At 60.6% G+C, this 22,372-nt stretch carries 26 protein-coding genes and 1 pseudogene; 11 read left to right on the top strand and 16 right to left on the bottom strand.

Annotated elements, in window-relative coordinates:
* Positions 1 to 173: 173 nt before the first annotated feature.
* A complete protein-coding gene (locus GGD66_RS13990; protein WP_183258125.1) occupies positions 174 to 1,487 on the bottom strand; it encodes a recombinase family protein in 1,314 nt (437 codons plus the stop codon).
* A complete protein-coding gene (locus GGD66_RS13995) occupies positions 1,484 to 1,933 on the bottom strand; it encodes a DUF2924 domain-containing protein (RefSeq protein ID WP_183258126.1) in 450 nt (149 codons plus the stop codon). Before GGD66_RS13995 ends, GGD66_RS13990 begins: the two co-directional genes overlap by 4 nt.
* 366 nt (positions 1,934 to 2,299) lie before the next feature.
* Here GGD66_RS13995 and GGD66_RS14000 point away from each other — a divergent pair, with 366 nt between their 5' ends.
* From GGD66_RS14000 to GGD66_RS14025, 6 genes are all read left to right on the top strand, one after another.
* Positions 2,300 to 3,013 (top strand): hypothetical protein, encoded by a 714-nt coding sequence (locus tag GGD66_RS14000; protein ID WP_183258127.1) that lies wholly within the window; start codon positions 2,300 to 2,302, stop codon positions 3,011 to 3,013.
* A 160-nt stretch (positions 3,014 to 3,173) separates the two neighbouring features.
* Entirely contained in the window at positions 3,174 to 3,365 is a 192-nt protein-coding gene (locus GGD66_RS14005) for an AlpA family transcriptional regulator (RefSeq protein WP_179739680.1), read from the top strand.
* Between the two features lie 23 nt (positions 3,366 to 3,388).
* Entirely contained in the window at positions 3,389 to 4,222 is an 834-nt protein-coding gene (locus GGD66_RS14010; protein ID WP_183258128.1) for a DUF1376 domain-containing protein, read from the top strand.
* 882 nt (positions 4,223 to 5,104) lie between these two features.
* Complete coding sequence (locus GGD66_RS41480) at positions 5,105 to 5,689, top strand: hypothetical protein (protein ID WP_246788887.1); 585 nt, start codon at positions 5,105 to 5,107, stop codon at positions 5,687 to 5,689.
* A 138-nt stretch (positions 5,690 to 5,827) separates the two neighbouring features.
* Positions 5,828 to 6,787, top strand: a complete 960-nt coding sequence (locus GGD66_RS14020; RefSeq protein WP_183258129.1) for a sensor histidine kinase — start codon at positions 5,828 to 5,830, stop codon at positions 6,785 to 6,787.
* 80 nt (positions 6,788 to 6,867) lie between these two features.
* Complete coding sequence (locus tag GGD66_RS14025; RefSeq protein WP_183258130.1) at positions 6,868 to 7,038, top strand: hypothetical protein; 171 nt, start codon at positions 6,868 to 6,870, stop codon at positions 7,036 to 7,038.
* 163 nt (positions 7,039 to 7,201) lie between these two features.
* Here GGD66_RS14025 and GGD66_RS14030 read toward each other — a convergent pair whose 3' ends face one another.
* Positions 7,202 to 7,423, bottom strand: a complete 222-nt coding sequence (locus GGD66_RS14030) for a hypothetical protein (RefSeq protein ID WP_183258131.1) — start codon at positions 7,421 to 7,423, stop codon at positions 7,202 to 7,204.
* 542 nt (positions 7,424 to 7,965) lie between these two features.
* On the opposite strand from GGD66_RS14030, the gene GGD66_RS14035 reads away from it, so the two are divergent.
* Entirely contained in the window at positions 7,966 to 8,199 is a 234-nt protein-coding gene (locus GGD66_RS14035; protein WP_183258132.1) for a hypothetical protein, read from the top strand.
* A gap of 807 nt (positions 8,200 to 9,006) precedes the next feature.
* Here the strand turns inward: GGD66_RS14035 and GGD66_RS14040 are convergent.
* Genes GGD66_RS14040 through GGD66_RS14050 form a run of 3 tightly spaced genes read right to left on the bottom strand, consistent with a single transcriptional unit; the run spans position 9,007 to position 10,660 of the window.
* On the bottom strand, positions 9,007 to 9,174 hold the full coding sequence (locus tag GGD66_RS14040) for a hypothetical protein (RefSeq protein WP_177237133.1): 168 nt from the start codon (positions 9,172 to 9,174) through the stop codon (positions 9,007 to 9,009).
* Positions 9,175 to 9,230: 56 nt separating this feature from the next.
* Positions 9,231 to 9,548 carry a hypothetical protein gene (locus tag GGD66_RS14045; protein WP_183258133.1) on the bottom strand — a complete coding sequence of 106 codons (318 nt, stop codon included), beginning with the start codon at positions 9,546 to 9,548 and terminating at the stop codon, positions 9,231 to 9,233.
* Positions 9,549 to 9,571: 23 nt separating this feature from the next.
* On the bottom strand, positions 9,572 to 10,660 hold the full coding sequence (locus GGD66_RS14050) for a DUF1236 domain-containing protein (protein ID WP_183258134.1): 1,089 nt from the start codon (positions 10,658 to 10,660) through the stop codon (positions 9,572 to 9,574).
* Between the two features lie 219 nt (positions 10,661 to 10,879).
* On the opposite strand from GGD66_RS14050, the gene GGD66_RS14055 reads away from it, so the two are divergent.
* Positions 10,880 to 11,107: a hypothetical protein gene (locus GGD66_RS14055; protein ID WP_183258135.1), complete on the top strand. Its 228-nt coding sequence runs from the start codon at positions 10,880 to 10,882 to the stop codon at positions 11,105 to 11,107.
* A 271-nt stretch (positions 11,108 to 11,378) separates the two neighbouring features.
* Here the strand turns inward: GGD66_RS14055 and GGD66_RS14060 are convergent, their stop codons facing one another.
* The 5 genes from GGD66_RS14060 to GGD66_RS14080 form a co-directional block, all read right to left on the bottom strand.
* Complete coding sequence (locus GGD66_RS14060) at positions 11,379 to 11,891, bottom strand: PRC-barrel domain-containing protein (protein ID WP_183258136.1); 513 nt, start codon at positions 11,889 to 11,891, stop codon at positions 11,379 to 11,381.
* Between the two features lie 443 nt (positions 11,892 to 12,334).
* Positions 12,335 to 13,375, bottom strand: coding sequence for a glycosyltransferase family 4 protein (locus GGD66_RS14065; RefSeq protein WP_183258137.1), 1,041 nt, complete (start codon positions 13,373 to 13,375; stop codon positions 12,335 to 12,337).
* A 132-nt stretch (positions 13,376 to 13,507) separates the two neighbouring features.
* On the bottom strand, positions 13,508 to 13,717 hold the full coding sequence (locus GGD66_RS14070) for a hypothetical protein (RefSeq protein WP_183258138.1): 210 nt from the start codon (positions 13,715 to 13,717) through the stop codon (positions 13,508 to 13,510).
* A 90-nt stretch (positions 13,718 to 13,807) separates the two neighbouring features.
* Entirely contained in the window at positions 13,808 to 14,206 is a 399-nt protein-coding gene (locus GGD66_RS14075) for a hypothetical protein (protein ID WP_183258139.1), read from the bottom strand.
* 16 nt (positions 14,207 to 14,222) lie between these two features.
* A complete protein-coding gene (locus GGD66_RS14080) occupies positions 14,223 to 14,423 on the bottom strand; it encodes a hypothetical protein (RefSeq protein ID WP_183258140.1) in 201 nt (66 codons plus the stop codon).
* A gap of 280 nt (positions 14,424 to 14,703) precedes the next feature.
* Here GGD66_RS14080 and GGD66_RS14085 point away from each other — a divergent pair, with 280 nt between their 5' ends.
* A complete protein-coding gene (locus GGD66_RS14085) occupies positions 14,704 to 15,129 on the top strand; it encodes a hypothetical protein (protein ID WP_246788888.1) in 426 nt (141 codons plus the stop codon).
* Between the two features lie 80 nt (positions 15,130 to 15,209).
* On the opposite strand, the gene GGD66_RS14090 is transcribed toward GGD66_RS14085, so the two are convergent.
* From GGD66_RS14090 to GGD66_RS14100, 3 genes are all read right to left on the bottom strand, one after another.
* Positions 15,210 to 15,626 carry a hypothetical protein gene (locus GGD66_RS14090; protein ID WP_183258141.1) on the bottom strand — a complete coding sequence of 139 codons (417 nt, stop codon included), beginning with the start codon at positions 15,624 to 15,626 and terminating at the stop codon, positions 15,210 to 15,212.
* 86 nt (positions 15,627 to 15,712) lie between these two features.
* Positions 15,713 to 16,057: a DUF1236 domain-containing protein gene (locus tag GGD66_RS14095; RefSeq protein ID WP_183258142.1), complete on the bottom strand. Its 345-nt coding sequence runs from the start codon at positions 16,055 to 16,057 to the stop codon at positions 15,713 to 15,715.
* A 135-nt stretch (positions 16,058 to 16,192) separates the two neighbouring features.
* The gene (locus GGD66_RS14100; protein WP_246788889.1) at positions 16,193 to 17,572 is read right to left on the bottom strand and encodes a carbohydrate porin; all 1,380 of its coding nucleotides are present in this window, start codon (positions 17,570 to 17,572) and stop codon (positions 16,193 to 16,195) included.
* A gap of 113 nt (positions 17,573 to 17,685) precedes the next feature.
* Here GGD66_RS14100 and GGD66_RS14105 point away from each other — a divergent pair.
* A pseudogene (locus GGD66_RS14105) lies at positions 17,686 to 19,022 on the top strand (Nramp family divalent metal transporter).
* Between the two features lie 490 nt (positions 19,023 to 19,512).
* On the opposite strand, the gene GGD66_RS14110 reads toward GGD66_RS14105, so the two are convergent.
* Positions 19,513 to 20,049, bottom strand: coding sequence for a peroxiredoxin-like family protein (locus tag GGD66_RS14110; protein WP_183258360.1), 537 nt, complete (start codon positions 20,047 to 20,049; stop codon positions 19,513 to 19,515).
* Positions 20,050 to 20,123: 74 nt separating this feature from the next.
* Here GGD66_RS14110 and GGD66_RS14115 point away from each other — a divergent pair, with 74 nt between their 5' ends.
* Positions 20,124 to 20,936 carry an AraC family transcriptional regulator gene (locus tag GGD66_RS14115; RefSeq protein ID WP_246788890.1) on the top strand — a complete coding sequence of 271 codons (813 nt, stop codon included), beginning with the start codon at positions 20,124 to 20,126 and terminating at the stop codon, positions 20,934 to 20,936.
* A 281-nt stretch (positions 20,937 to 21,217) separates the two neighbouring features.
* On the opposite strand, the gene GGD66_RS14120 is transcribed toward GGD66_RS14115, so the two are convergent.
* On the bottom strand, positions 21,218 to 22,165 hold the full coding sequence (locus GGD66_RS14120) for a transglycosylase SLT domain-containing protein (RefSeq protein ID WP_246788891.1): 948 nt from the start codon (positions 22,163 to 22,165) through the stop codon (positions 21,218 to 21,220).
* Between the last annotated feature and the right edge of the window lie 207 nt (positions 22,166 to 22,372).

The following is a 22,372-nucleotide window of genomic DNA, read 5'->3' on the forward strand; positions in this document are numbered from 1 at the left end:
GAGTGCAGTAATCAGGCTGTTGCTTGGTCGTTGTCGAGGAGAGGTCCAGGCTTCTACGCCGGCTGGAACTACAATTTGCTTCCTGCCGCCGCTCTGTCGGAAATCGACCGGGATGCTAACGACTAGCTCGTGCCCATCGCGGCTGAGCCGCGCATTCGGTTTGGATTTGGTTGTCACGCCGCCTCCGCAATACGCCCGTTGCCCTTGAGATCCGCGATCAGCGAGGCGAAGCCGTCCACCCGAAGGTGAACATCAACCTTTGCAGTGTCGACGACCACCTTAGCTGCAATAAGCTGGAGGATGCGGGATTGTTCGGCAGGGAATAGCTCGCCCCACACTTGGTCAAAATCAACGAGGGCGTCGCGGACCCATCGCTCGGTGGCCCCGGGCATATGGACACGCATTTGCTTCCAAGTCGCGACAATCAACTCGGGCGAAGCAAGTACGCGCCGGACTTGGTCGACGACGATCTCCTCGATCTCGCCCGCAGGGACGCGGAAGGCCGCGCTGGATGCAGCCGCGCCTTTGATGGTCTGCTGGCTGACGTAATAGCGGTACAGCTTGCCACGACGGCGGGTATGAGTGGGGGACATAGCAACGCCAGCGGGATCGAAAATAAGGCCCTTGAGCAAGGCAGGGGTCTGCGCCCGGTGCTTTGCGCCACGCTTGCGAGGGCTCTCCTGCAGGATGGAGTGCACCGCGTCCCAAAGCTTGCGTTCAATGATCGCATCGTGCTCGCCCGGATACGCGGTACCCTTGTGCACGGCATCTCCAATGTAGGTCCGGTTGTTGAGCATCTTGTAAAGCACGCCCTTATCGATGGCCTGGCCATAGCGATTGCGGACGTCCTTCTGCTTGAGCTCTCGGGCGAGGCGGGTGGCTGAGCCTAAGGTCACAAACCTGCGGAAGATCCACCGGACAGTCTCCGCATTCTGGTCATTGATCACCAGCTTCCGATTTTTGACTTCGTAGCCGAACGGTGCCCAACCGCCCATCCACATGCCCTTCTTGCGAGAAGCCGCGAACTTGTCGCGGATACGTTCGCCGGTGACTTCGCGCTCGAACTGGGCAAAGGAGAGCAAGATGTTGAGTGTCAGCCGCCCCATGGAGGTCGTGGTATTGAAGGCCTGCGTGACGGAGACAAAGGTGACGCTGCGTCGGTCAAAGGCTTCCACCAGCTTGGCAAAGTCCATCAATGACCGCGATAGCCGGTCGATCTTGTAGACCACGACTACGTCGACCTTGCCGGTCTCGATGTCGGCGAGCAGGCGCTTGAGAGCAGGGCGCTCCAGCGTGCCACCGGAGAACCCGCCGTCGTCATAATGGTCAGGAACGAGAAGCCAGCCTTCCTGTTTGTGGCTTGCAACATAAGCCTCGCACGCTTCTCGCTGGGCCTCCAGGGAATTGAACTCCATGTCCAGACCTTCCTCGCTGGACTTGCGAGTGTAGACCGCACAGCGCAGCTTGCGAACGACGGGCTTGCTCATACCGATGTCCGCTGGCTCTTCAGGCCAAAGAAGACCAAGCCATTCCACCGGGTGCCCGTGATGGCCCTAGCGACCGCAGAAAGCGATTTGTAGGGCCTGCCCTGGTACTCGAAGTCGCTATCGCGGACCGTCACCCGATGCTCGACGCCCTTCCACTCCCGAATGAGGCGGGTGCCGCTGACGGGGCGGTCCAAATTTTTGTGCCGAACGCGCTTGTTGCCCTTGGTCGGCAGGTCGGCGGCCAAGGCTTCCAGGCGCCGGACGGTGTCAGCGGAGAGTCCACCGTAAGCCAACTCCTGGATCCGGTACGCCAACCGGCTCTCGAGGAAACGGCGGTTATAGGGAGGGGGCTCTGACCCGAACAGCTCGCGCCAGCGCGCCTTCAGCGTGCCCACGGGGGCACTCTTAAGAGCCGAAATCTGCGCCAAAACGCCGCCGCTAGCCATCCGCCGTTCTCCATTCCAAAGGCGCGGCATGTCCGCTCTGATCAGGCGAGATGTCGAGTGAAACATCTCCCGTGTGGTCGATTAATCCGCTTGCGTTTCGGGCATGGATCCGGCTGAGGCCCAGGGCTAAAAGCTCGGCAATTTCGGAAATTCGGTGCTGTGGGGATGGTTCAGACATGCCCCCAAACTGCTGACTGCAAGACAGCCGTCCAGCAAAATTCGCTCAACCTGCAGAGTGTCGGACATCGTCGCCCATAATCGTACTTGGTCGTGTCGAACAGATTGTGCAGAAGCCGACAATTTGCCTCGCACTCCGTCAAAACAAGAAGAAAATCCACAAAGTGATTCGGGAGATCAGGCATCGTCATGCCGAACGAGAAATGGACGATCGCTCAAGCAATCCAAGAGGCAGTCTCAAGCGACCTCTATGAAAAAGCCCATGCCGCTCGTATAGCCCGAGGCCGGAAAGGTCCATTCGTAATCAGTGCTGGATTGCACGGATTTCCTGATCTTCGCTATCGAGAATTCCAGGTTAAAGACCGCGATTGGAAAGAGCTGAAGTTCCAGGCCGAAGACGGTCTTCGGAAGACGCTTCTATCTGGCGAGCTGTCATCCACCGGACGTTTTGGAAGTGTTGCAGCGGAGGAGCGATTTATCCCGTCTAGTGGTTGGCAACACATCAAGATCATCGACTGGCAGAAATCGACCGGTCGCGAGATTCCAACCGGCACGACGGTCTTTGACATACGCATATCTATCGCGCGACGGGCGGCATCGAACCGCGTAGAAAAGGCAGTTCAAAAGGCCACGACCAGCCAAGGAAGAGAAAGAGCATTCGTTCGTTTGCTTGTCCGCATCATAAAGGATTCTCCTGAAAAGCCCTGTCTCACCCGCAAGCGGTTGGAGAACAAGGCTGTCGCCGAGAAGTGGCTTTTGGGCCCGCGTGCGATCAATCGCTGCTGGAGCAAGGCAGTCACAGATGCAAAGGCGCCGGCTTGGCGAGCCGAGGGTCGAAGGAGCCCGAAAGCACTTGCCGCGCTGCCAGAATGGGCCCGCGAAGAGCTCGGTTTACCGGGTTAGTCAAGGGCGTTCCACGTGAAACCGACCAATTACGCCGAACTGCGGCAGACACCTTTCGGAATCGATACACCCGTATTGAATACGCTTATTTAATCGCAGCGACTATTACGGGCCGCTGAGAACGACATTCTGACCCCGTTCGATTTGAAAGGGGTTACCGATGTCAAACAGCTCGTCGTTGGCTCTCCTCACTGAGGAGCAGGCCGCGGATTTTCTCTCACTCTCAGTCCGTACCCTCCAGGCGTGGCGCCTGCGCGGCGCCGGCCCAAAGTTTGTGCGCGCGGGGCGCGCGGTTCGATATCAGCAATCTGAGCTGATCGCTTGGATCGCCAGCAACACCGTCGGTCGATAGTCCAGGCCATGAAGCGGCATTGGATGCCTCTCTATATCGCCGATTATCTCGCCGGCACCGCTCACCTCACCACGGTGGAGCATGGCGCGTACCTGCTCCTCCTTATGCACTACTGGATTAAGGGCGAACCGCCAGCGAGTGACGATATCGCCCGCCGTGTCACGCGAATGACGAACCGTCAGTGGGCCAAATCGTCGGGCGTCCTGAAGTCTCTTTTTTGCGAAGGTTGGCGGCACGATGTGCTCGACCTCGAATTGGCGAAAGTCATTGAAAAGTCGACGATCGCTTCTGCAAACGCACGCAAGGGGCACGCCGATCGCAAGCCGACGACAGCCAGCTCGCAAGAGACAAACACACATCACACTCAGAACCACATTGATAGTGATGTGGGGAAGGGACGCGACGCCCCCACTATGAAATCGGATAGGGGAAGTCCGGATGTGGAGAGGCTTGTCGATGCCTTCCTGAGCGCCGCCGGCTTTCCCGATCGGTCTCGCGCGCCACCTACTTGGTACAATTTGGTCGATCGTGCGGCTCTTTGGGTCAAGTCAGCCTATCCGGCAAACATGATCGTCCAAGAAACCCGGCTCATCGCCGAGAAGTCTCCCAGCCCCAAGCCACTGAGCTACTACGAAAAGGTGTTCGCGACCGCGTTCGCGCGCCTGCAGCAGCCACTACCAACCGTACCAACGCCACGCGCGGAGAGCACCTATGTCAGACGACGATCAAGCCAACGGCAATCCATTCGGGAAGTTCTCGACGCACGGATCGCCGCAGCCGAACAACAAGACCAGTCAGTCCGATGCGACGAAGTTTGCGAAGCTACTTCTCGGCTCGTACAGCCGAGCGGAGATTGATGATCCTGAGGTATTTGCGGCAGCCGTGGTCCGAATATTCTGTCACTACTCGTTCGATGTTGTCACTCAGGTCTGCGATCCGGTATTCGGTCTGGCTACGAAGCTGAAATGGTTTCCTACCCTCGCCGAGATCAAGGCGGAATGCACTACGGTGTCAGCAGAGTTCGCCCATCGAGAGCGGCGCCAAAACGTGGGCAAATCAATTTCTCCTCTAGAGGACAGACGGGGCCGTCCCACAATGGAGGAGCTGAAAGCGAAGTACGGACCGAACTGGGGGATCGCTCAGGAAGAGAAATCGTCTGGTGCGGTAACGAATAAGCCTGACTTCAAATGCATGACGAATGAACAATTAGCCGAGCACTACAAGAAGTACGGCTTGGGTTGCTTGATCAAGAAATCCCATGAGTAACCCCCGAGACGGTTCGGCAACGAATTGAGCGCGCGGAGGTGTTGACCGCGTTAACCGTGTTAACCTTGTAATTTAGATGGTCCGACTGGCGACGTAGCGCGGGTATTGGAGCCCGCGTCTTGTTCATCGGGCTGTCAACCACCGTGTCAACCATGTCAACTGTGTCAACCTAACTTTTGAAGTGCCCCGGCTAGCGCGAGCGAGGGGTGCGAATTACCCGCGAGCGATCTAAAAAGCCGGAAGGACCCGTGGCGCACCCCTCGGCCCAGACGCGTTGCAACATCCCGCGAGCCAACTTTTCTTTAATACTGCGACTGGCCGGCTCAAGCATTGTGGCTGATCGGCGCGCGGGTTCGGCTCCCGTCCTCCTCATTCGGATGCTGCCGGCCCTGTAGAAAGGCCAAGCGCAGTCGGCGCCCCGATATCCGATCGAAACGCATCGCTGAGCACGGTCGGGTCGGGCGGAACTCACGATGCATCCACTCGTTGCTACTCTCTCTGATCCCGTCAATGCCTACATCAAGGACATCGCGGGAGAGGATTTTAGCGCCAAGGATTGGGCGGGGACGGTTCTGGCGGCGCTGGCCCTGGCCGAGTTCAAGAAGTATGACAGCCAGGCCGAGGCGAAGCGCAACGTCGTCGCCGCGATTGAGAGCGTCTCTAAGCAGCTCGGGAATACGCCGGCCATCTGCCGCAAGTGCTACGTGCACCCAGAAGTCCTGAACGCCTACATGTCCGGTGACGTAGTGAGGATGATCGAAGCCAAGATCGCGCAGAAGTTCAAGCGCCAGTATGCCAAGCTCACGTCCGACGAGATCATGGTGCTGGCATTTCTCCGCAAGCGTCAGAAGGCCGCGCCTAGTCTCTGGACGCCCTGTGTCCTGACCGACCGCTTTCGGGCGGGCCTTAAACGGCACGTGCTCTCGTCGGCAGAAACGGGCTCTGCATTCAGGTGTGGGGTGCTGAGCGTGGTGCGAGGTCGAGGGACGGTCGTGACCGGCAATGCCGCGCAGGTACGGTCTGCCGTCCTTTTGGTTCAGGTCGCACCGGCTTTGTAGTAGCCATGCACAACTCGGCTGCTGGATGGCCGGATCAAAGGCGGTCGTTGGATCGGGCCCGCTTGGCGCAAGCAGACCGAGCGAAGCAAGAGCGGCTTCTGGTCGGAACATCGAGCCCCAGGGGCACGTTGCTACGAGATGGAAGCTCTTCTGCAACGCCTCTTGACGGCGAGGTCGGACTTTCCGACCTGGCTGCGCTATACATTGACACTTGGTCTGGTGGGCATCGCTTTCATCGCCCGGGTGATGCTGGACGATCACCTGCGCTCCTACCCTGTTCTGCTGTTCATACCGGCTATCTTCCTATCCTCCGTCCTATTCAATCGAGGCAGCGGTATCGTGGCCACCGCGGCAGGTGCCGCGCTCGCCGCCGCCTACTTGATCCCGGAGCCACCATCCTCCGCTGCGATCCCACTCATCCTGTTCATTCTGACGGGCATCTGCATCGCCGCTGTCACCGAGCTCCTCAGGAGCACGCTGCACAAGCTCTCCGAGGCAAAACGCTATACCGACGTACTCCTCCAGGAGCTCGCGCACAGAACGCGGAACGACCTCGCCACGATCGTCTCGGTCCTCCGGCTCCAGGCCCGCTCGGCAACCGACCCGGCCGTTCAAATGGCGATCGCATCCGCGGTGAGCCGGGTGGACGTGGTTGCGAAGGTCCACGACCGCTTGCGCGATACCGCCGACAGCAGCCGCATCGCGCTCGCGCCGTACATCCAATCCCTGTGCGGTGGCCTAGCCGACTTCCATCGTGGCGTCCGTACGATCTCGATCGGGGTCCGCTGCGACGACATCGAAGTGCGGAGCTCGCAAGCGGCTTCGATCGGGCTGATCGTGAACGAACTGGTAACGAACTGTTTTAAGTACGCCTTTCCAGAGGGGCGTCGCGGCACGGTGGAGGTCGATGTGCGCGCCAAGGACGACCGCATCCTCGTAACGGTACAGGACGACGGGGTCGGCTGTCCGGTCGAAGTCAAGGGCGGACTCGGCACGCGGTTGATCAGCCTGTTGGCGTCGCAGATGAAGGGGACCGTGATGAGGAGGCCGCTTCCAGAGGGATGCGAGGTGCAGGTCTCGCTCGCGCTCGACGCCTGAGAGACCCAAGCGCGCAATTTTGCCGAAGTTGGTTGCAACCCGGGGCCCGTTCTGGCGTAGACGGTTTGGAGCGACAGACCATGGCCGCCCAATCGCCGAAGATACTCGAAGAACTGCAGCGATACCGACGGCTACACGCGGAAGCGACGGACCCGCTTGCGCTGCGGCTGCTGCAGGACATCATTGCCGAGCTTGAGGCGAGCCTGCCCACCGAGCAGCAGGACGCAGGGAAGAAGGCTGACGACGGCTAGGCCGAGGTCCAGGATCGGCCTAAATATAGGCTCGAACGTCGTTCCATTTTGCAAATGTGCGGGGACCCAGTTAGTTGTCCTCACCTCGCGATGTCGACGAGAGTTGGCTTGCCCGCCGCGCTTGCGATCCTTCAGGGCAGCGGCACCGGCTTGTCCCTCGCAATCATCCAAGGCCTAATTCCTCGACCGCTCGGCCGCAGATTTCGGCGGGATCCTTGAGACCGGTCTGACCGACCTCGATGATCTTCTTGGCGATCAGTTCGGTCAGAGGGTCGTTGCGATCCTGCACGCCGATCCTGCGGAGCGCCTCTTCGTAGGCCCTCGAAAGCCGCGCAATCTCTTCCGGCCCTAGAGGTGAGTTCTGAAGTATTCGATAGATGGCCAACTGTTACCCCCGCGCTTGGGGGTGGCGTAGCACCGATATGCTCTGAGAGCATTGCATCCTTGCGGAAAATTTTAACTTCCGCACCCACAAGAAGAGCGTCGTCGATGAGCAACGCCGAACGTCGTTGCGCACAGGGGAACGATAGGGCGAGTGCCAAGTTTTCCCGATGCCCCCGCCCCAGGGGCGAACCCCGAACTGGCCCCAGCTCATTAGCCCCTAGTCCCCGAGCTGGGGCCTTTATCCGGATTAGAAAGCCGTTCGAGGGGACGCCTTCTTGGTTCATGAGGGCTAGTCGTCTGCGCCGGCAGCGGCGGAATCCTGGACGCCAAGCAGCCTGAGCGCGAGCGTCTTGAGCGGGGTTGATGGATGGTGGGATGGGGCAGGTGCTGCGCGCGACCTCTACTGGCTCCGCCGCGTTCGTGGAGTTCATCTCGACATGGGCCGTCGTCACATCAAGTAGCAATGAACCATGAACCTGTGGCGTGTTCTTGTCGTTGTCCTGTCGCTACCCGCCGCGGGAGGCGAGACTTGAGCCAAATGCAATGAAGGATCTTAGGGAAAGGTTCGAGAAGCTCCGCGCCGATGCTGCAGAACTCGCCCTCATGAGCAGGCGGACGGGTGACGCGGGGAAGCGAGAACTGTTCGGACGTTTGGCGGAGGAACTTGCAATTGAGGCCCTTGAGCTTGAACTGTTGATCAAGCAGCAGAACTCAAGTTCAGATTGCATTCAGCCGGAAAAGGTGGTGCCCCTTGGAACCAGGTCTAAGCGAGAGTGACGCCCCTGCGGTCGCGCCGCGCCATGGAACGATGCTGACCTAGCACGTTCGCGCTGCACCCTGTTGGATCCGCCGGACTAAATTTTGGGTAAGGCAACATCCGATTCACATATGTAGATGCTGGAACAATGTCGGGCGGATTTGAGTCGCGATTGCATCATTTTCCCGATTGGTCCAGCGACGGGCCATGATCCAAGTTTGTTCCAAAGCTTGGTGGGGGTTACACGACATGCGTGAACACCATGGTCTCGCGGTTGACGCTGCTGTGCTGCATGCTCGTCTTGAACAGCTCACGTCTCAATTATCCGAATTGAAAAGGCTTCGCGCCCGCGTGCTTGAGGCGGACGGAGTGCAGAAAAGTGGAGCATCGGAGGGTCATCTTCCAGTGGAAGCAACGACTCTTTCTAGACCTTGGTCGCCTTCCAGACTCCGCTGCACCTAGCAGCGCCGGAATAGCCACTCCAAGATCCCGTTCCACTTGTCGGTGCCAATCTGCCGGCGCCAGCGGCATGCTTGTCCTGAACGGTTACAGAAGCGCGCACTGCGCCGGTTCTCGATACGCGCCCCCGAAATCTGACAAGGTTTGGATGAGAGATGTTGCCATTCGAGATGTTCACGTCGAAATTGTAGCTTGTATCGCAAGATCCGGACCGCGTCTCGAAGATCAGGTGCCACACACCATCGAAGGCGTGTAATGGATAGGAGCGCGCCTCGGCGTAACCGGCATAGGCGAGGGTTAAACAACCCGCCGTCAAGTTAGCAACTAATCGCATCATCGTCATCGCCTCAAACCCTGGGTGAGTCTCGCTATTTGCCGCTCGTCAGAGGAGTGCCCTCTGGCTCCAGTAGCTTGAGAGCGGTTTCAATCTTGGCGAGCAGCGCCTGAATTTCAGCTCGCTCATTGGGGCCGGGATGAGCTTCGAGTCGCGCCAGCAATTGCTCTTTCTGTACTATCAGGTTTGCAAGAGCAGACATTGTTTACCCAAGATTGCCAGCGAAAGGGCCGCTCGAAGAGCGGCCCTTTGTCTGGTTCACCAGCTCCGGGTGCCGAAGCTGAACCCGATGCTCGGACCACCGCCGTAGTAGCCGTAGCCGCGATCGTAATAGCCAGGCCCACCGTAGTAGCCGTAGCTGCGGCGAACGACGTATCCGTCATCGCCACCGTAGTAGCGCTGAACGTAGCGAGGGCCGCGGGTGCGGTAGCAGCGACCGTATTCGTTGCAGACCAGGCGGACCTGGTCGATGCCCGAGACTTCCGCCGAGCCGATAGCGGTCGGATTAAGCGGAGCGGCGACCGCCGCCGATCCCAGCAGCGCCGCGGCCGCGGCGCCAAGTGCGATTGTCTTCATGGTCGTTTCTCCTCTTTGCGAACTCAGTCGATCTCTTCAATAATGCGACGATCACCCGGTTCGACGATGTAGGTGCGGCTGTCGCGGTTGATGTACCGGTATTCACGAAGCGTCGGCGCTTCGCGATAGACCTCCTCCGGGAAGGCCTCGATCTCCACGCCCTCCGGCACGCGCGCTCCAGTGCGGATTTCGGTCCGAACCGAGCTGCCCGTGGTGACCCGCTTCTCGCGCTCGACCGGACGTGCCTTGGCGTGCTTGCGGATCACCTCACGATCGCGGTCAGTGAAAGTCGCCTTGCGCTGCTCCGTCCGCGCCGGCGCGGCGGCCGTCGAACGGCCGGAGTACGGCAGGACCGTCACGATCTTGTAGGTCGACGGTTCGACGATCACGATCTCGTCCTTCACCAGGACGAAGTTGTAGCCGCGATACTGCGGCACGATCTCGACGACCTCGGCCGGCAGCGGCTGCAGGCGCACGTCGCGAGGCACGACCGTGCCAACCGACAATGAGAAGTTCACGTTGGTGAGCGGCTGCACGTTCAGATGCGAAATCGACGCGCTGATACGGGTCCGCTGCTGATCGTTGATATTCACCGAGGCATTCACGTTGGTGTTCGACGAACGATCTGCCGTGCTCTGCTGATTGTTCGGCTGCTGGGCGGTGTTGGTCGAACCGCTACCCGACGGCGACTGCGCCTGGTTGGTGTTCGAGGCAGGCGGATTGGCGTTCTGCGTTTGGGTGTTCGTATTCGACGGAGATTTGGTCTGCGCCTGGTTGGAGGGCGTCGTGGTTTGGCCCGACGGCTGATTGGTCTGGGCCTGGTTGGTCGGATTGTTCGAGGCCGGCGCCTGCGTCGTGTTTGTCCCGGTCCCGGAATGGGAGGACTGCCCGGCGGTCTGACCGCTAGACGGAGACTGGGTCTGGGCCGAATTCGTCGAAGAATTGTTTTGCGAGGATCCCGAGGACGAGCTGGACGGCGGGGTCGATGTCGAATCCTGCTGACGGTGGGTGGCGGGCGAATTGGAGCTCGACGTGCTCGGAGAGGACTGCGCGAAGGCCGAACTCGCGAGGGCGACTGCAGCGGTGGTAGCCAAGAGTAAACGCTTGTTCATCTGAAACCTCCTCAATGCGGACGTCGATCAACCCTTGACGCGACGCGCGGTTCCGAATCGGGAAAACTCGGCATCGGGGTTGCGTGCATTTCTTCCCTGAGGCCGAGGATGTCGCTGTAGCGAAATGACACGTTCTCTCGGCTACTCGGGAACAATCGGAACTTCGATTGCGCCTTCTCGTTGGCAATGACTACTTACGCATCTTTTGAGGAGGACATCATGAAGAAGCTGATCGTTTGCGGCGCCCTCGCCGCATTCGCCCTCGGCACCCACGCCGCCAGCGCCGCCGAGTTCTACATCGTCCGCGACGCGACCACCAAGAAGTGCACCGTTGTCGACACCAAGCCGACGACCACCACCACGACGGTCGTGGGCAACGGCGTCTACAAGACCAAGGTCGAGGCGGAATCCGCCGTGAAAACCACCAAGGTCTGCACCGAGCAGTAAGCGGACATTCGTAGGCCGAAGGAGACCTGCGAAGCGTACTGACAGCAATTGGAGGAGAAAATGCCCGTATTGATTCTGTGGGCCGTTCCTGCCGTCCTCGTTGTTGGCGGCGTCGGCTATTTCCTGGTTCATATGCACTGAGCTAATGGACTTCCGCACAAACGGCCCGCCCGGCAGCCCGGGCGGGCCGTTTTTCTTTGGCCAAGTTCCTACTGGCCCAGAGAAAAAGGGCCTCCGATGGAGGCCCTCAATCCGAGAGCGCTTGGTACCGTCAGTTGTAGTCCGAATACTTGAACTGCGGGAGCGCCTTCAGCTGCTCCTTGTTGCCGCTCATGACGGCGTGGTCGGGGACCCAATCGTTCGCGTTGCGGCTCGTCGTGTTGGTCGAAGCCGCGCCGGTGGTCGTGTCGCGTGAAGTGGTGGTGGTGCTGGTCGAGCTCGTCCGGACAGGCTCTTCGACGAACTTCAATTTGTCCATGGAGACGGCGATGTCGTGTTCGCCCATGCCCAGGAACCCGCCGATTCCGATCACCACCGCGTTGATCTTGCCGCTCTTGTCGACGAGCAGCTCGTTGATGTCGCCGAGCTTCTCGTTGTTCTCGTTGTAGACGTTCAGCCCCATGAGCTTCGAGGCGCGCCAGTTGCCCTTGAACGCTAACTTCGCGTCGGTCGTGTGAGTGGTGACAGCCGGCGCAGCGCGATCCGCCGGTTGAGTGGATTGGGCGAAGGCTGCGCCGCCGATCATGGCGGTGCCGAGCAGAGCCACGGCAAGAATGCTTTTCATCGATTTATCTCCTCCAACTGAGAACTGTATCCGTTCGGATGCCAGCCCAACGCCCGGAATTGCCACTTGTTCCCGATGTCGGAACTCGGGGAAAGATTCGGCTTTCGCTGTTTCGCGCTCCTACCGACGTTCTGTGGTGACCACGCGGACGGAAACGCCCCTACGTTCGGAACGGAGGCAGGCATCCGAGAGATGTGGCCACACCTGCTTCGAGCAATCGGCCGCTTCAATCCCGGACTCCCGCACCTGCTGGACCTTTGGTTGCTGAGAAGGCGCTTCGCCCGCGAGAGCCCGCGTTGCAAGGAAAGCGAAAGCTGCTGCGGAAAGGGTCATTTTCATGCCGGCCTCCTGTTCGGCAACTCAACGACCAGAGACTGAAGCCGTTCCGGCAGGCATCGAAACGAGGCTCCGTTCGCGAATCCTTCGCGCTCACTGCGACTGGGTCACGCCCGACGTCTTCCGCAAGCGGCCAACTCGCGGTAGCGGCTCTCGTACTCCTTGGCCATCCGGCTCGCGACGAAGCGCTCTTCGAACCTTGCGCGAACCCTTCTTCGGTCCAGTAGGGCGACTTCCTTTACCGCTTCGATCGCCTGCTCTTCGCCGTCCACGATGAGGCCGGTGACGCCGTCCTCGACGACTTCCGGCACCGATCCGGAGCGGTAGGCGATCACGGGTGTCCCGCACGCCATCGCCTCGATCATGACGAGGCCGAACGGCTCCGGCCAGTCGATCGGAAACAGCAAGGCTGCGGCCCCAGCGAGGAAAGATTGCTTCCGGATTTCGTCCACCTCACCGACCAGCCGGATCGTCTCGCCATCGATCTCGGGCTCGAGCTTCTTCTTGAAGTAGGCCGTCTCGGCTCGGGGTATCTTGGCCGCGATCCGGAGCGGCATCCGGACGGCGCGGGCGATGCGTATAGCAGCTTCCGGCCCTTTCTCCGCCGTCAGCCGCCCGAGAAAGGCCAGGTACGACCCGACTTCGAAGGAGGGGCGAAACAGGTCCTTGGGCAATCCGTGCTGAATCGTCGCGATCCAGTTGGCACCCGGGAGCGGACGACACTGGTTGTCCGAGATGGAGACGAAAGGAGCGTCGGCGAACGTCCCGATCACGTCGGGCAAGCCCGGAAGGTCCAGCCGGCCGTGCATCGTCGTCAGAAACGGCACGCCGGTCCGGCTCAGCACCGGCAGCGGCAGCCAGTCGACGTGGGAATGAATGACGTCGAATTCGCGCGCACGTTCAGCGACGGCCTCGATCAGCAACGAGCAGGCGGCGTTGGCGTCGACACCGCGCCGCCCCAGGCGCAGCGCGCGCGGCCACACCGCGTGAAGCTTGGCTTTCGTTCTGGAATCGCCGCTTGCGAACAGGGTGACGTCATGGCCGAGGCCGACCAGTTCGTCCACTAGCCAGGCGATCACCCGCTCGGTGCCACCGTACAGCTTCGGAGGGACGCTCTCCGCCAACGGGGCAAGCTGGGCGATCCGCATCGAACTAGGTCCCGACCGCGACGCGCAAGCCGATCACGATGAACGCCGAAATGAGGAAAGAGATCGCGAGCAGGGTCCAACTCGGCCTTGTGCTTCCGTTGGCAACGCGCGTGACAAGCATTTTCATGCTCGTCAACATTCGTCTCTGGGGAGCCGGTACAGGTACGCTAACCCGAAGGTGGCGAGTTCTTCGGTATCGCTCTGTCGCTCTTCCCATCTCCGATGCAGATGGCGCTCCATGAGGCAGCGCCGGCCATCATGCGCGTCGACATCAGGGTGTCGCGCCCGATACACGGTCCAGGCCGTCTCCGTGGCGTTCTTCAAGACGACGTCGTCGGCCATGCTCACTCTCCGGAGACGAACCTAGTCGCTGCCAACTCAAGGCGCTTCGGAAAGTTTCCGGTTTTTCCCGGTCCTAGACGAAGAGCGTAGTCAGGATGCCTTCGCACGCGCTCGCGCTGCGCGGCGGCGCTGCAGGCGCTGGCTGCGGCCGACTCTTGTAGAGGCGAGAAGTCTGGGCGCTGGTCCTGCGGTCGCGAGATCTTCGACCGAAGCATCGCGTTCTCGCTGCGGCCCGGACGACCTGTTCTCCATGAAGTCAAGCACCGCCCGGCCCTTCTCGGTAATCCTCCATCCGCCATTAAGGCGCTCGACGAGCGCCTGCGAAAAGATATCGAGGTCGGGCATGCGTGCGGCGAGGCGCTTGGTTCGCTCGGCCCAGTCCCGCCCGCTCGTCGCCAGGATCGCCATGTCGCGCTTGAGGTCCGCCACGACGGCGAATCCATCGGGATAGCTCACCAGGATCTTGAGTACCGTGACCTGGAAGTTCACGCCTCCGCGCCCCGCGCTATCGCCACATGGTCGGCGTGTCGTGAAGTGCTTCGCGGCCGACCTGCTTCAGGCTGTCTGCGGCGATGTCGCCTTTTGCGGCGGCTTCCAGAATTCGCGAAGCGACGCGCGTGCGCGCGCCGGTTTCCAAACGCGAGATGTCCTCGCAGACCTCGTCGAGTACGGCGCGCAGAAGCGCGGTCGTGGCCGGATCAAACATGGGAAACCCCCAGAAGCGAGAAATGGAGCTTAGCGCAAAAGTCCGACGGCGAATTCAATTTTGTTAACGCGGCCTTTGAACGGCTCTTGCGCAATTCGCACCGCAACATCGTGATCGAACTCCTCTCCCCCCCTGAGCGTTGGTTCCAAGCTCGAAAGCTTCGAGTGACGCTGCCCCGGCGCCGAGCCCCTCATTGCCCCTCGCCGCCAGGGGCCAGCAGCAACCATTGCCTGTTTTTCCCGTTATCGGCGGGGAATGCGCAATGTGGAAAGGATCCTCGATGAAGAAGATTGCAATGTCGGCGCTGATGGTCGGCGCTCTTGGTCTGGCCTCGGTGGCCACGACGTCTCCGGCCGAAGCTCATTGGCGAGGCGGCTGGGGTGGCTGGGGACCGGGCATCGCAGGCGGCCTGGTTGCGGGCGCCGTCATTGGCGGGCTTGCTTCCTCGGCATATGGCTGGGGGCCCGGCTATGGTTACTACGGCGGCCCAGGCTATGGGGCCGGCTACTATGGCGGTCCCTACGCTTACGACTACGGATACGACGAGCCTTATCGCTGGGGCGGCGGCTACACCACGACTTACTACACGGCGCCAGTCTCCTACGGTTATCGCTATCGCCGCGTCGTCCGCCCGGCCTACGCCTATTACCGCGGGTCCTATCCGGTCGTTCGCCACCACTGGCATCGGCACCATCGCCACTGGTGAGGGCGGGCGCAACCGAAGACAACGGAGGCCGCACCCCCGAGGGAGCGGCCTTTTCCTATTGGCACTGTCGAGCTTCCCGCTCACCACCAACCACCGGCAAACGGCTCGTGCCGCTCGAAGGCGAGACGTCGGTCTGGTGTCCTTTTCTGTAACTTTGCCGAGCGCTTCGGATGCGGGCGGACCGCTGCCGAGGCGCGCGCCGGCGCTTCTTTTCTGACCTCCAGGGAAGGTGCTGCAGGCATGGCGGCCATGGCTTCGCGCACCTGGTGCTGCGGTTCTTCAGGGATTGGATCGGCCTGCGCAATCATCGGCACATCAGCGCGCGCGTCGAATACGATCTTCTCCGGAAGGCTTCTCGCCGAGGCGATCCGGATGATGGTCCTGTCTGGGTCGGAGGGGCCGGCGCGTTCGACAGGGGCCGGCAGGTATCGGTCCGCAGCGAAGAGCAGCGCCAACAGCAGTGCGCCGACGAAGACGAAGTATCGGGTGATCGGCATGGGCGGCCGCTCGAGGAAGGAATCAGGAATTCGGCGGGGCCGAAGCAAAACGGGCGGGCCGCTTTGCTGCTGCCCGCCCGAAGGATTCAGTCGATCTCCTGGACGACCCTGCGCGTCGACGGATCGACCAGCATCACGCGTTCGCCCGAGTAGACGTAACGATACTTGGTGAGCGACGGACCCCAATCGGCGGGGACCGCCTCGAGTTCGACTTCGCGCGGCACCGGCTGACCGACGACGATTTTCTCTCGGGTCTGCACCGGACGAACCTTGTGCTCGGTCACGTAGGTGCGGATCTTGGTGCGGTATTCCGGCTCGATCTGCACGGCGGCCGCGTGACCAGTGCCGGTGGTGGTGACGACCGTCGACTGCGCCATCGCGCTCGTCGAGATCAGCGCAGCCATCGCGGTCGTCAGTAGAAGCTTGTTCATGTCGTTCTCCTCGCCGCCATATGCGGCATGCGAGAACCCGCGAATGATGGCAAGGTTCCGGAAAAACAGCAGGATGATTGCCTATTTTTCCCGAGGGTATGGGCTCGACCCCAAGCGGAGACAGCCCATGGTGAATCAGAACTTGATGACCGACCGTAATCCGACAACGGTCGCATTCTTCAGATGCCTCCCGGCCAATGTCCCGAGAGGGTCCGTGGCGCCGCCGCCGGGACGGCGGATGAACTGGACGTTCGGCTGAAGCGTCAGACCGGCCCGCACTTCGTACTGATAGACAGCCGTCAGGAGTTCTTCCGAGGTCCGCAGCGGCCATCGCAGGCCGTAGATCGACTGGAAGTCCTGATCGAGCGTTCGCGCCCGACGCGAGACGTGGGCATAGGCGGCCGCTACACCGAACTTGTCGTGGGGACGAGCGTCGGATAACCCGATGAACTCGAGACCACCGTCGGCGTAGAGATCGATCAGATTGCGATCGGACGGTCCGTAGGACCCGCGGGCGAATACGCCGATGCCACGATCGTCCTCGCGGCCGACGCGATAGAGCTTCTGTTCGAAGACGGCGTAGAGACCGTAGTCGCCCGAGAGGCTTGCAGCCACTCCCGAACTGGCGGGATCCGCCAGCGAAAGGCCGGCCGTATCGAAGCGCAGGTCCGCAAAGCTGCCGAAATGCCGCCAGCCGCCAAGCTTGAGCTTGCCGTCGAGGCCCGGATCCCCTTTCTTCGCATTCCACTGCAGTTGCGCTTCGTACAGAACGAGCGGCGGATCGTTCACCCGAAAATTGACGCCGTATCGATTACGCAGCTGCGGGTCGTCGGCGCCGGGACCTGCCGCGTTGCCATCGAACACGGCGCCAAGGACCGAGAGATTGTCGCTCAAATCGGCACGCAGGCGTGCTCCCATGGCGGCAAGCGGTGGCGAAGGACCGCCGCTTGGGAGATTGAGGGACAATCCGGCCGGCCAGCCGAGAGAGGCGTTCGTGAAGACGTCGGTGTACTTGGATGTCATGAATTCCGTATCGGCGGCAAGCTGTCCCGCCCTGAGCGCGAGTTTCTCGCCCCACTTCTTTTCGAACCAAGCCTCGTAGAGACGGGTCGTCGGCAGCGCCTCGATACCGCTGACATCCATGAAATTGAACAGCGCACCTCGGGACAGTCCGCCGCCGTCGATCTGAAAGACGTTGGCGTGGAAGGTGACCTGCTTGAGGCCAACCAACTTCTCCAGATCGGCATCGAACGCGAAGTTTATGCGATCTTCGTAGACGGCGCTCTGTTTTGCGCCTCCGGACGGATTGCCCAGAACCTCGCCGATATAGGTGACCGCAAACTTGACGCCCTGTCTCTCGAACGGGTTGGGCAGCAAACCCAGCGTCGTCTCCTGCACGGTGCTTTCGCCGGTATCGGGATCGGCGGGCTTGAGGTCGTCGGTTTTCTTGTTCTCTTGCGCGACCGCGACGCTGCACAGCAGCGATGCCGCAAGCAAAATCAACACGCGACGCATGTGGCGCATCCAACCATGAGAGCATGATGCAGGTTTGCAGCTTCGTCGTCCATGCGAACTTGGCCTTGTGTTCAAAACTGCGCACGTCGAACCAATACGCCTGCACGGGCGTTATGAGTTCCGGAATCGGACCCACGGCAGCAAGGAGCGACGAGGTGGCGAGGAGGAATTCGCGCAAGAAGCCGGTCGAGAATCAAGATCAGGACAGCTTCTTGCAGCGTTTGGGGCCCGGCCTCATCACGGGAGCTTCCGACGACGATCCTTCCGGTATCGGCACCTACAGCCAGGCGGGCGCCCAGCTAGGATTCGGCATCGGCTGGACCATGCTGATCACCTACCCACTAATGGCCGCGATCCAGGAGATCTCGGGACGCATCGGCCGCGTCACGGGCCACGGCATCGCAGGAAACGTCTGCCGAAATTTTCCCGCGCCCGTCATCTGGTCCATGACTGTGCTGCTCTTCATCGCCAACACGATCAACGTCGCCGCCGACCTCGGGGCGATGGGCGATGCTCTCAAGCTTCTGATCGGCGGACCGGGCACGCTTTACGTCGTTGTCTTCGGCGCCGTTTCGGTGATCGCGCAGATCTTCTTCAACTATGAGCGTTACGTGTCCATCCTGAAATGGCTGACGCTGGTGCTCTTCGCCTACGTGATCGCGCTTTTTCTCGCAAAGGTGCCTTGGGGCGAGGCACTGAAGGGATGCTCATTCCTAAGCTCAAATGGGATGGGCCCTTCCTGACAACCCTGGTCGCAATCCTCGGGACGACGATCTCGCCCTATCTGTTTATCTGGCAGTCCTCTCAGGAAGCGGAGGAGCAGCGGATCGATCCCGAAAAGAAGCCGCTCAAGCGCGAGCCGGAGAAGGAGGACGAGGAAGTCAAGCGGATCCGGATCGATACCCTCGTTGGCATGGCGGTGTCGAACGTCATTGCCGTCGCGATCATCATGACGACTGCTGCAACGTTGCGCGCGTCCGGCAAGACCGACATCGAATCGTCCGCCCAAGCCGCGGAAGCCCTGAGGCCCGTGGCGGGCGCGCTGGCGGAACTGATCTTCGCCCTCGGCATCATCGGAACAGGCTTGCTTGCGGTCCCGGTGCTGGCCGGCTCGACCGCCTACGCGATCGGAGAGGGTCGCAAGTGGCCGGTCGGACTGTCGCGAAAGCCGAAGGAAGCAGTGGCCTTCTACAGCGTGCTCGCAGTCTCGGTCGTGCTCGGCATCGGTCTCAACTTCACGGCGCTCGACCCGATCAAGGCGCTCTATTGGAGCGCGGTCATCAATGGCATACTGGCAGCGCCGATCATGACCGTGATGATGGTCCTGGTGCGGCGGAAATCGGTCATGGGCGATTTGGTGATCTCAGGGCCAGTCTATTGGCTGGGCTGGGTCGCGACCGCAGCGATGTTCTTGTGCATCCTCGGCATGGCTTGCAGCCTGCTGATCTGATTGCCTGGCTTCATCAACGCAACGACACTGGCACAGTGTCTCGGCGGCCTGGGCGGCGGACTCCACGACCTACAGGCGCACCTGGTCGTCCCCCGCCGTGGCAATCATGCCCGTCCTGCCAATTCGACGCCGGCATTGCGATGCGATTGACCCGAAGCAAACCAGGCTGAGTGGCGTGGTCGGTCAGCGGCCGACATATGTCATAACTTTGAATACGCGAATCACCATTGCAGCTGGATATTTCAAGCCGCGCCGCACGACCTGATTAAACGGACGAGTCTATAAACTGTCGCTTCTTTGAGGCCGGAATGTCGCCAGTGAGCCAAAAGCAGAAAATCCGCGGGCTGCGCGACAAGGTCCGCTCAGGGCCACTAGCGGAAATCCACGGAAGGCGCTCAACGATTACGGGCAGCGAGCCTGCAATCTTTCGCACCGGGTTCGCGGTGCCGCTAGCGTTCAAACCTGTGCGGATGAAGACGCGCCCAACGTCTCATATCGCGCCCATATACTCGCCTCTGGCTGGATAGTCGTTCTTGATGACGAAATCCAACGCCTGGACCATTTCAGCGAAGTTGGGACGAACGAACGGCATGGACTGGACGGAGAGATAGTAAACCGTTTGATCCGGTCTGATCAGAAACACGCCGGGTTCAGAGAACAAGGAAGGTTCTTCGATTCCGATCGAGGTCCTTCCGCGAGAGGTCGAGATATAGAGCCCCCAATTGCGGGCATCGCTCAATCCCAGACTATGTCCCACACGCAAATTTTTGGCTTGGATCTTGTCCGCCATCTGGCGCGCTCGCTCCTCCCCATCTGAACTGATGGCGACGGTCGTAACGCCGCGCACGGCAAATTCCGGGGTCAGGCGGTCCAATTCCTTCAGGTAGTTGGCACAGATCGGGCAATGCAAGCCGCGATAGAAGCAGATGAGCGTCATGCGCTCGGGGCTTTCCGTTGCTAGATCGAAGCGACCATGGTCGAGCGTTCTTACGACAAGGGCCGGTGCTTTCTGACGGGGTGTAAGCATCAAGATTCCTTTCACGAACTTGGGCAACACCAGAAGAGTTGCTCCTGCATCCACCTCATGTCACACTCGCGAGCATGAATAATTCCAAAAACATGATTGAGAGTCCTGTTGTCGGCAAGCGCGACCGGCTTTCCGCCTTCTTTGATGCCTTTGAACTGTCAGTGACGGTCGCGGCGAAAGACGAGCGAGACGCGGTCGCGAACCTTGTCATTTTGGGAGAGGGCGGCTCCGCAACGAGGGTCACCTTCTGCCCCCACCGTGATGCGATGCTCGATCACGGCGGCGGGATCCTGGCTGCGGCCGCGATCAGATTCGGGGGTGTCACAAACCCGCTCATGAATGCGATACCCGAGCGGATCGTGATCCCCCTCAGCGAGGCTCCTACTTTGCAAGCTCTTACTGCAGCTTTTGTGACCGAGGCCTCGGACATGCGATGCGGCAGGCAAGTCGCTCTCAACCGCCTGTGCGAGGTGATCATCTTGCTTGTCCTTCGGAGGGCAATCGATATCGGCTCGACGCAACCGGGACTTCTTGCCGGCCTATCCCATCCAGCGATCCATAAGGCTCTCGTCGCCATGCACGATCAACCCTCTCGCCCGTGGCACACCGAGGAACTTGCCAGTATCAGTGGGCTCTCGCGGAGCCGCTTTATGACGCTGTTTCCCAAAGTGACTGGCACTACACCGGCTGCCTATCTTAAGGCGTGGCGGCTGACGCTTGGCCAGCGTGAGCTTCAGCGCGGCGAGCGCATCAAGTCGGTCGCCCGACGCGTGGGTTTTGGCAGCGCAGCAGCGTTCTCGCGCGCATACGCATTGGCATTCGGCCATTCACCGGTCTCTTTGCGTAAACCAGGTTCTTTGTCTCAGGATGTCGCTGCTGCCACCTAGGGGCTTACGGCCAGCAGAGCATCAAGATCGGGCTGCTCGATGGGCCGCACAAACTAAGTAGCTTGCAAAGGATTTAGCGCGGTGTCCATCTGCGCCTCCGCTAGAACTTCGATTAGATAGTTGTCCGCCTTGGGTCACAACCGGCGGTCGGGGAAGCCCTGGCCTCGCGTCCGCTCTGCCTCCCAAAGCCGACATTGCAATGCCCCAGCCCGGTTCGGCTAAGGGCCATGAGCGGACTTGGTCTAGCCTGCAAGCGTTGGCAGGGCCTGCCGAAACCGAATTTATTGGCTTGCCGCCGCAGCGGCAGTCGCCACATATTTCGTGTAAAATTCGGCGACCCGGCCGCGCCACATACCGACGAACGCCTCTGAAGTCACGTTGTCCACCGATTTCCAAGTACGCTTGAACGCTGGAAGTGCATTGCCCCAGATAGCGCGTTTGCACCACCTTCCGCCCTTCTCCTTGCCTTCGCTGGTGGCGCACATGGATTTCCAAGCGAGGCGAGCGGGCTGGCTGATATGCTCAGCGGCGCCTTCCCAGCCCTGCTGATGGATCAGGTAAAGATCGCTCAAGTCCGGCTTCCGATGCGTGATCCACTCGAAAAGGATGCCTTCGGTAATGACCTTATAGGCGGCCGCAACGGCGTTATCCCGCGGACTGCGAATCTGCCCGAAGCCGAACTTCCCGAACTCGTATTGGCTCAGCTGAAACAGGCCGATATACGACCCGGTGCGTTGATTGGGATTGAAACCGGACTCGATCTTGGCAACCGCCATCATGAAATTCAAATCGAGACCAAACGCGTCGGAAGCGCGCTTGATCTCTTCGGCCGGCGTTCCGACCGGGATGTCCTTGAACGAACGCAAGACGATCTCCGCCGGTTTCTCGGCGGGCGGCAGTTCAGACCAGACGTAGTAGACCAGATAACGGAAATCCTGCGTCGACGCCGCTTTCGGAGCATCGTTGGACGCATCGCGTCCTGCCGGCGGCGGTTGGACGATATCCTGTCCCAACGACGCCAATTTGGTCGCGACGGGTCCATCGACGATCTCCGCTCCGGTGCTCAACGGCCCGGAACCTGCTGACGTCACCGAGCCCAGCTCGGCTCTTTCTGCCCGAAGCGCTATCGCAAGTCTGGCCGATGCCTCAGCGTACAAGGCGGGCGTCACCGTGTTCGCAGGAGCCGTCATGTTCGCGGGAGCCGCTATGTTCGCTGCAGCGCCCGTCATGACATCCGGCCTCGTCCCGGCCGGCCTGTTACCGGCGGCTAGATAAAGTCCCACGGATGCAACCGCAGCCGCGATGCAGCTTGTCTGCCAAACCTTCATTGCCCGAAGTCCACGGATGGCTTCTGTACAAGGGCCGTTCGCCTGTTCCTGCGGCCTGTGGTGAGTCCTCCTTCGTAAAATCTTAAGGTTTAAATGTGGTGAATGAGA

The sequence above is a fragment of the Bradyrhizobium sp. CIR48 genome, assembly GCF_014198315.1.
Taxonomy (GTDB): Bacteria; Pseudomonadota; Alphaproteobacteria; order Rhizobiales; family Xanthobacteraceae; genus Bradyrhizobium.

Coding starts and splice junctions, on each gene's coding strand:
- GGD66_RS14005 (WP_179739680.1), top strand. CDS start 3,174: ATGTCAAACAGCTCGTCGTTGGCTCTCCTCACTGAGGAGCAGGCCGCG.
- GGD66_RS14065 (WP_183258137.1), bottom strand. CDS start 13,375: ATGCGGATCGCCCAGCTTGCCCCGTTGGCGGAGAGCGTCCCTCCGAAG.
- GGD66_RS14120 (WP_246788891.1), bottom strand. CDS start 22,165: ATGACGGGCGCTGCAGCGAACATAGCGGCTCCCGCGAACATGACGGCT.
- GGD66_RS14040 (WP_177237133.1), bottom strand. CDS start 9,174: ATGTCTGCTCTTGCAAACCTGATAGTACAGAAAGAGCAATTGCTGGCG.
- GGD66_RS14010 (WP_183258128.1), top strand. CDS start 3,389: ATGCCTCTCTATATCGCCGATTATCTCGCCGGCACCGCTCACCTCACC.
- GGD66_RS14090 (WP_183258141.1), bottom strand. CDS start 15,626: ATGCCGATCACCCGATACTTCGTCTTCGTCGGCGCACTGCTGTTGGCG.
- GGD66_RS13995 (WP_183258126.1), bottom strand. CDS start 1,933: ATGGCTAGCGGCGGCGTTTTGGCGCAGATTTCGGCTCTTAAGAGTGCC.
- GGD66_RS14050 (WP_183258134.1), bottom strand. CDS start 10,660: ATGAACAAGCGTTTACTCTTGGCTACCACCGCTGCAGTCGCCCTCGCG.
- GGD66_RS14025 (WP_183258130.1), top strand. CDS start 6,868: ATGGCCGCCCAATCGCCGAAGATACTCGAAGAACTGCAGCGATACCGA.
- GGD66_RS13990 (WP_183258125.1), bottom strand. CDS start 1,487: ATGAGCAAGCCCGTCGTTCGCAAGCTGCGCTGTGCGGTCTACACTCGC.
- GGD66_RS41480 (WP_246788887.1), top strand. CDS start 5,105: ATGCATCCACTCGTTGCTACTCTCTCTGATCCCGTCAATGCCTACATC.
- GGD66_RS14110 (WP_183258360.1), bottom strand. CDS start 20,049: ATGCTTACACCCCGTCAGAAAGCACCGGCCCTTGTCGTAAGAACGCTC.
- GGD66_RS14035 (WP_183258132.1), top strand. CDS start 7,966: ATGAAGGATCTTAGGGAAAGGTTCGAGAAGCTCCGCGCCGATGCTGCA.
- GGD66_RS14100 (WP_246788889.1), bottom strand. CDS start 17,572: ATGCGTCGCGTGTTGATTTTGCTTGCGGCATCGCTGCTGTGCAGCGTC.
- GGD66_RS14115 (WP_246788890.1), top strand. CDS start 20,124: ATGAATAATTCCAAAAACATGATTGAGAGTCCTGTTGTCGGCAAGCGC.
- GGD66_RS14080 (WP_183258140.1), bottom strand. CDS start 14,423: ATGTTTGATCCGGCCACGACCGCGCTTCTGCGCGCCGTACTCGACGAG.
- GGD66_RS14060 (WP_183258136.1), bottom strand. CDS start 11,891: ATGAAAAGCATTCTTGCCGTGGCTCTGCTCGGCACCGCCATGATCGGC.
- GGD66_RS14070 (WP_183258138.1), bottom strand. CDS start 13,717: ATGGCCGACGACGTCGTCTTGAAGAACGCCACGGAGACGGCCTGGACC.
- GGD66_RS14095 (WP_183258142.1), bottom strand. CDS start 16,057: ATGAACAAGCTTCTACTGACGACCGCGATGGCTGCGCTGATCTCGACG.
- GGD66_RS14020 (WP_183258129.1), top strand. CDS start 5,828: ATGGAAGCTCTTCTGCAACGCCTCTTGACGGCGAGGTCGGACTTTCCG.
- GGD66_RS14000 (WP_183258127.1), top strand. CDS start 2,300: ATGCCGAACGAGAAATGGACGATCGCTCAAGCAATCCAAGAGGCAGTC.
- GGD66_RS14055 (WP_183258135.1), top strand. CDS start 10,880: ATGAAGAAGCTGATCGTTTGCGGCGCCCTCGCCGCATTCGCCCTCGGC.
- GGD66_RS14045 (WP_183258133.1), bottom strand. CDS start 9,548: ATGAAGACAATCGCACTTGGCGCCGCGGCCGCGGCGCTGCTGGGATCG.
- GGD66_RS14085 (WP_246788888.1), top strand. CDS start 14,704: ATGAAGAAGATTGCAATGTCGGCGCTGATGGTCGGCGCTCTTGGTCTG.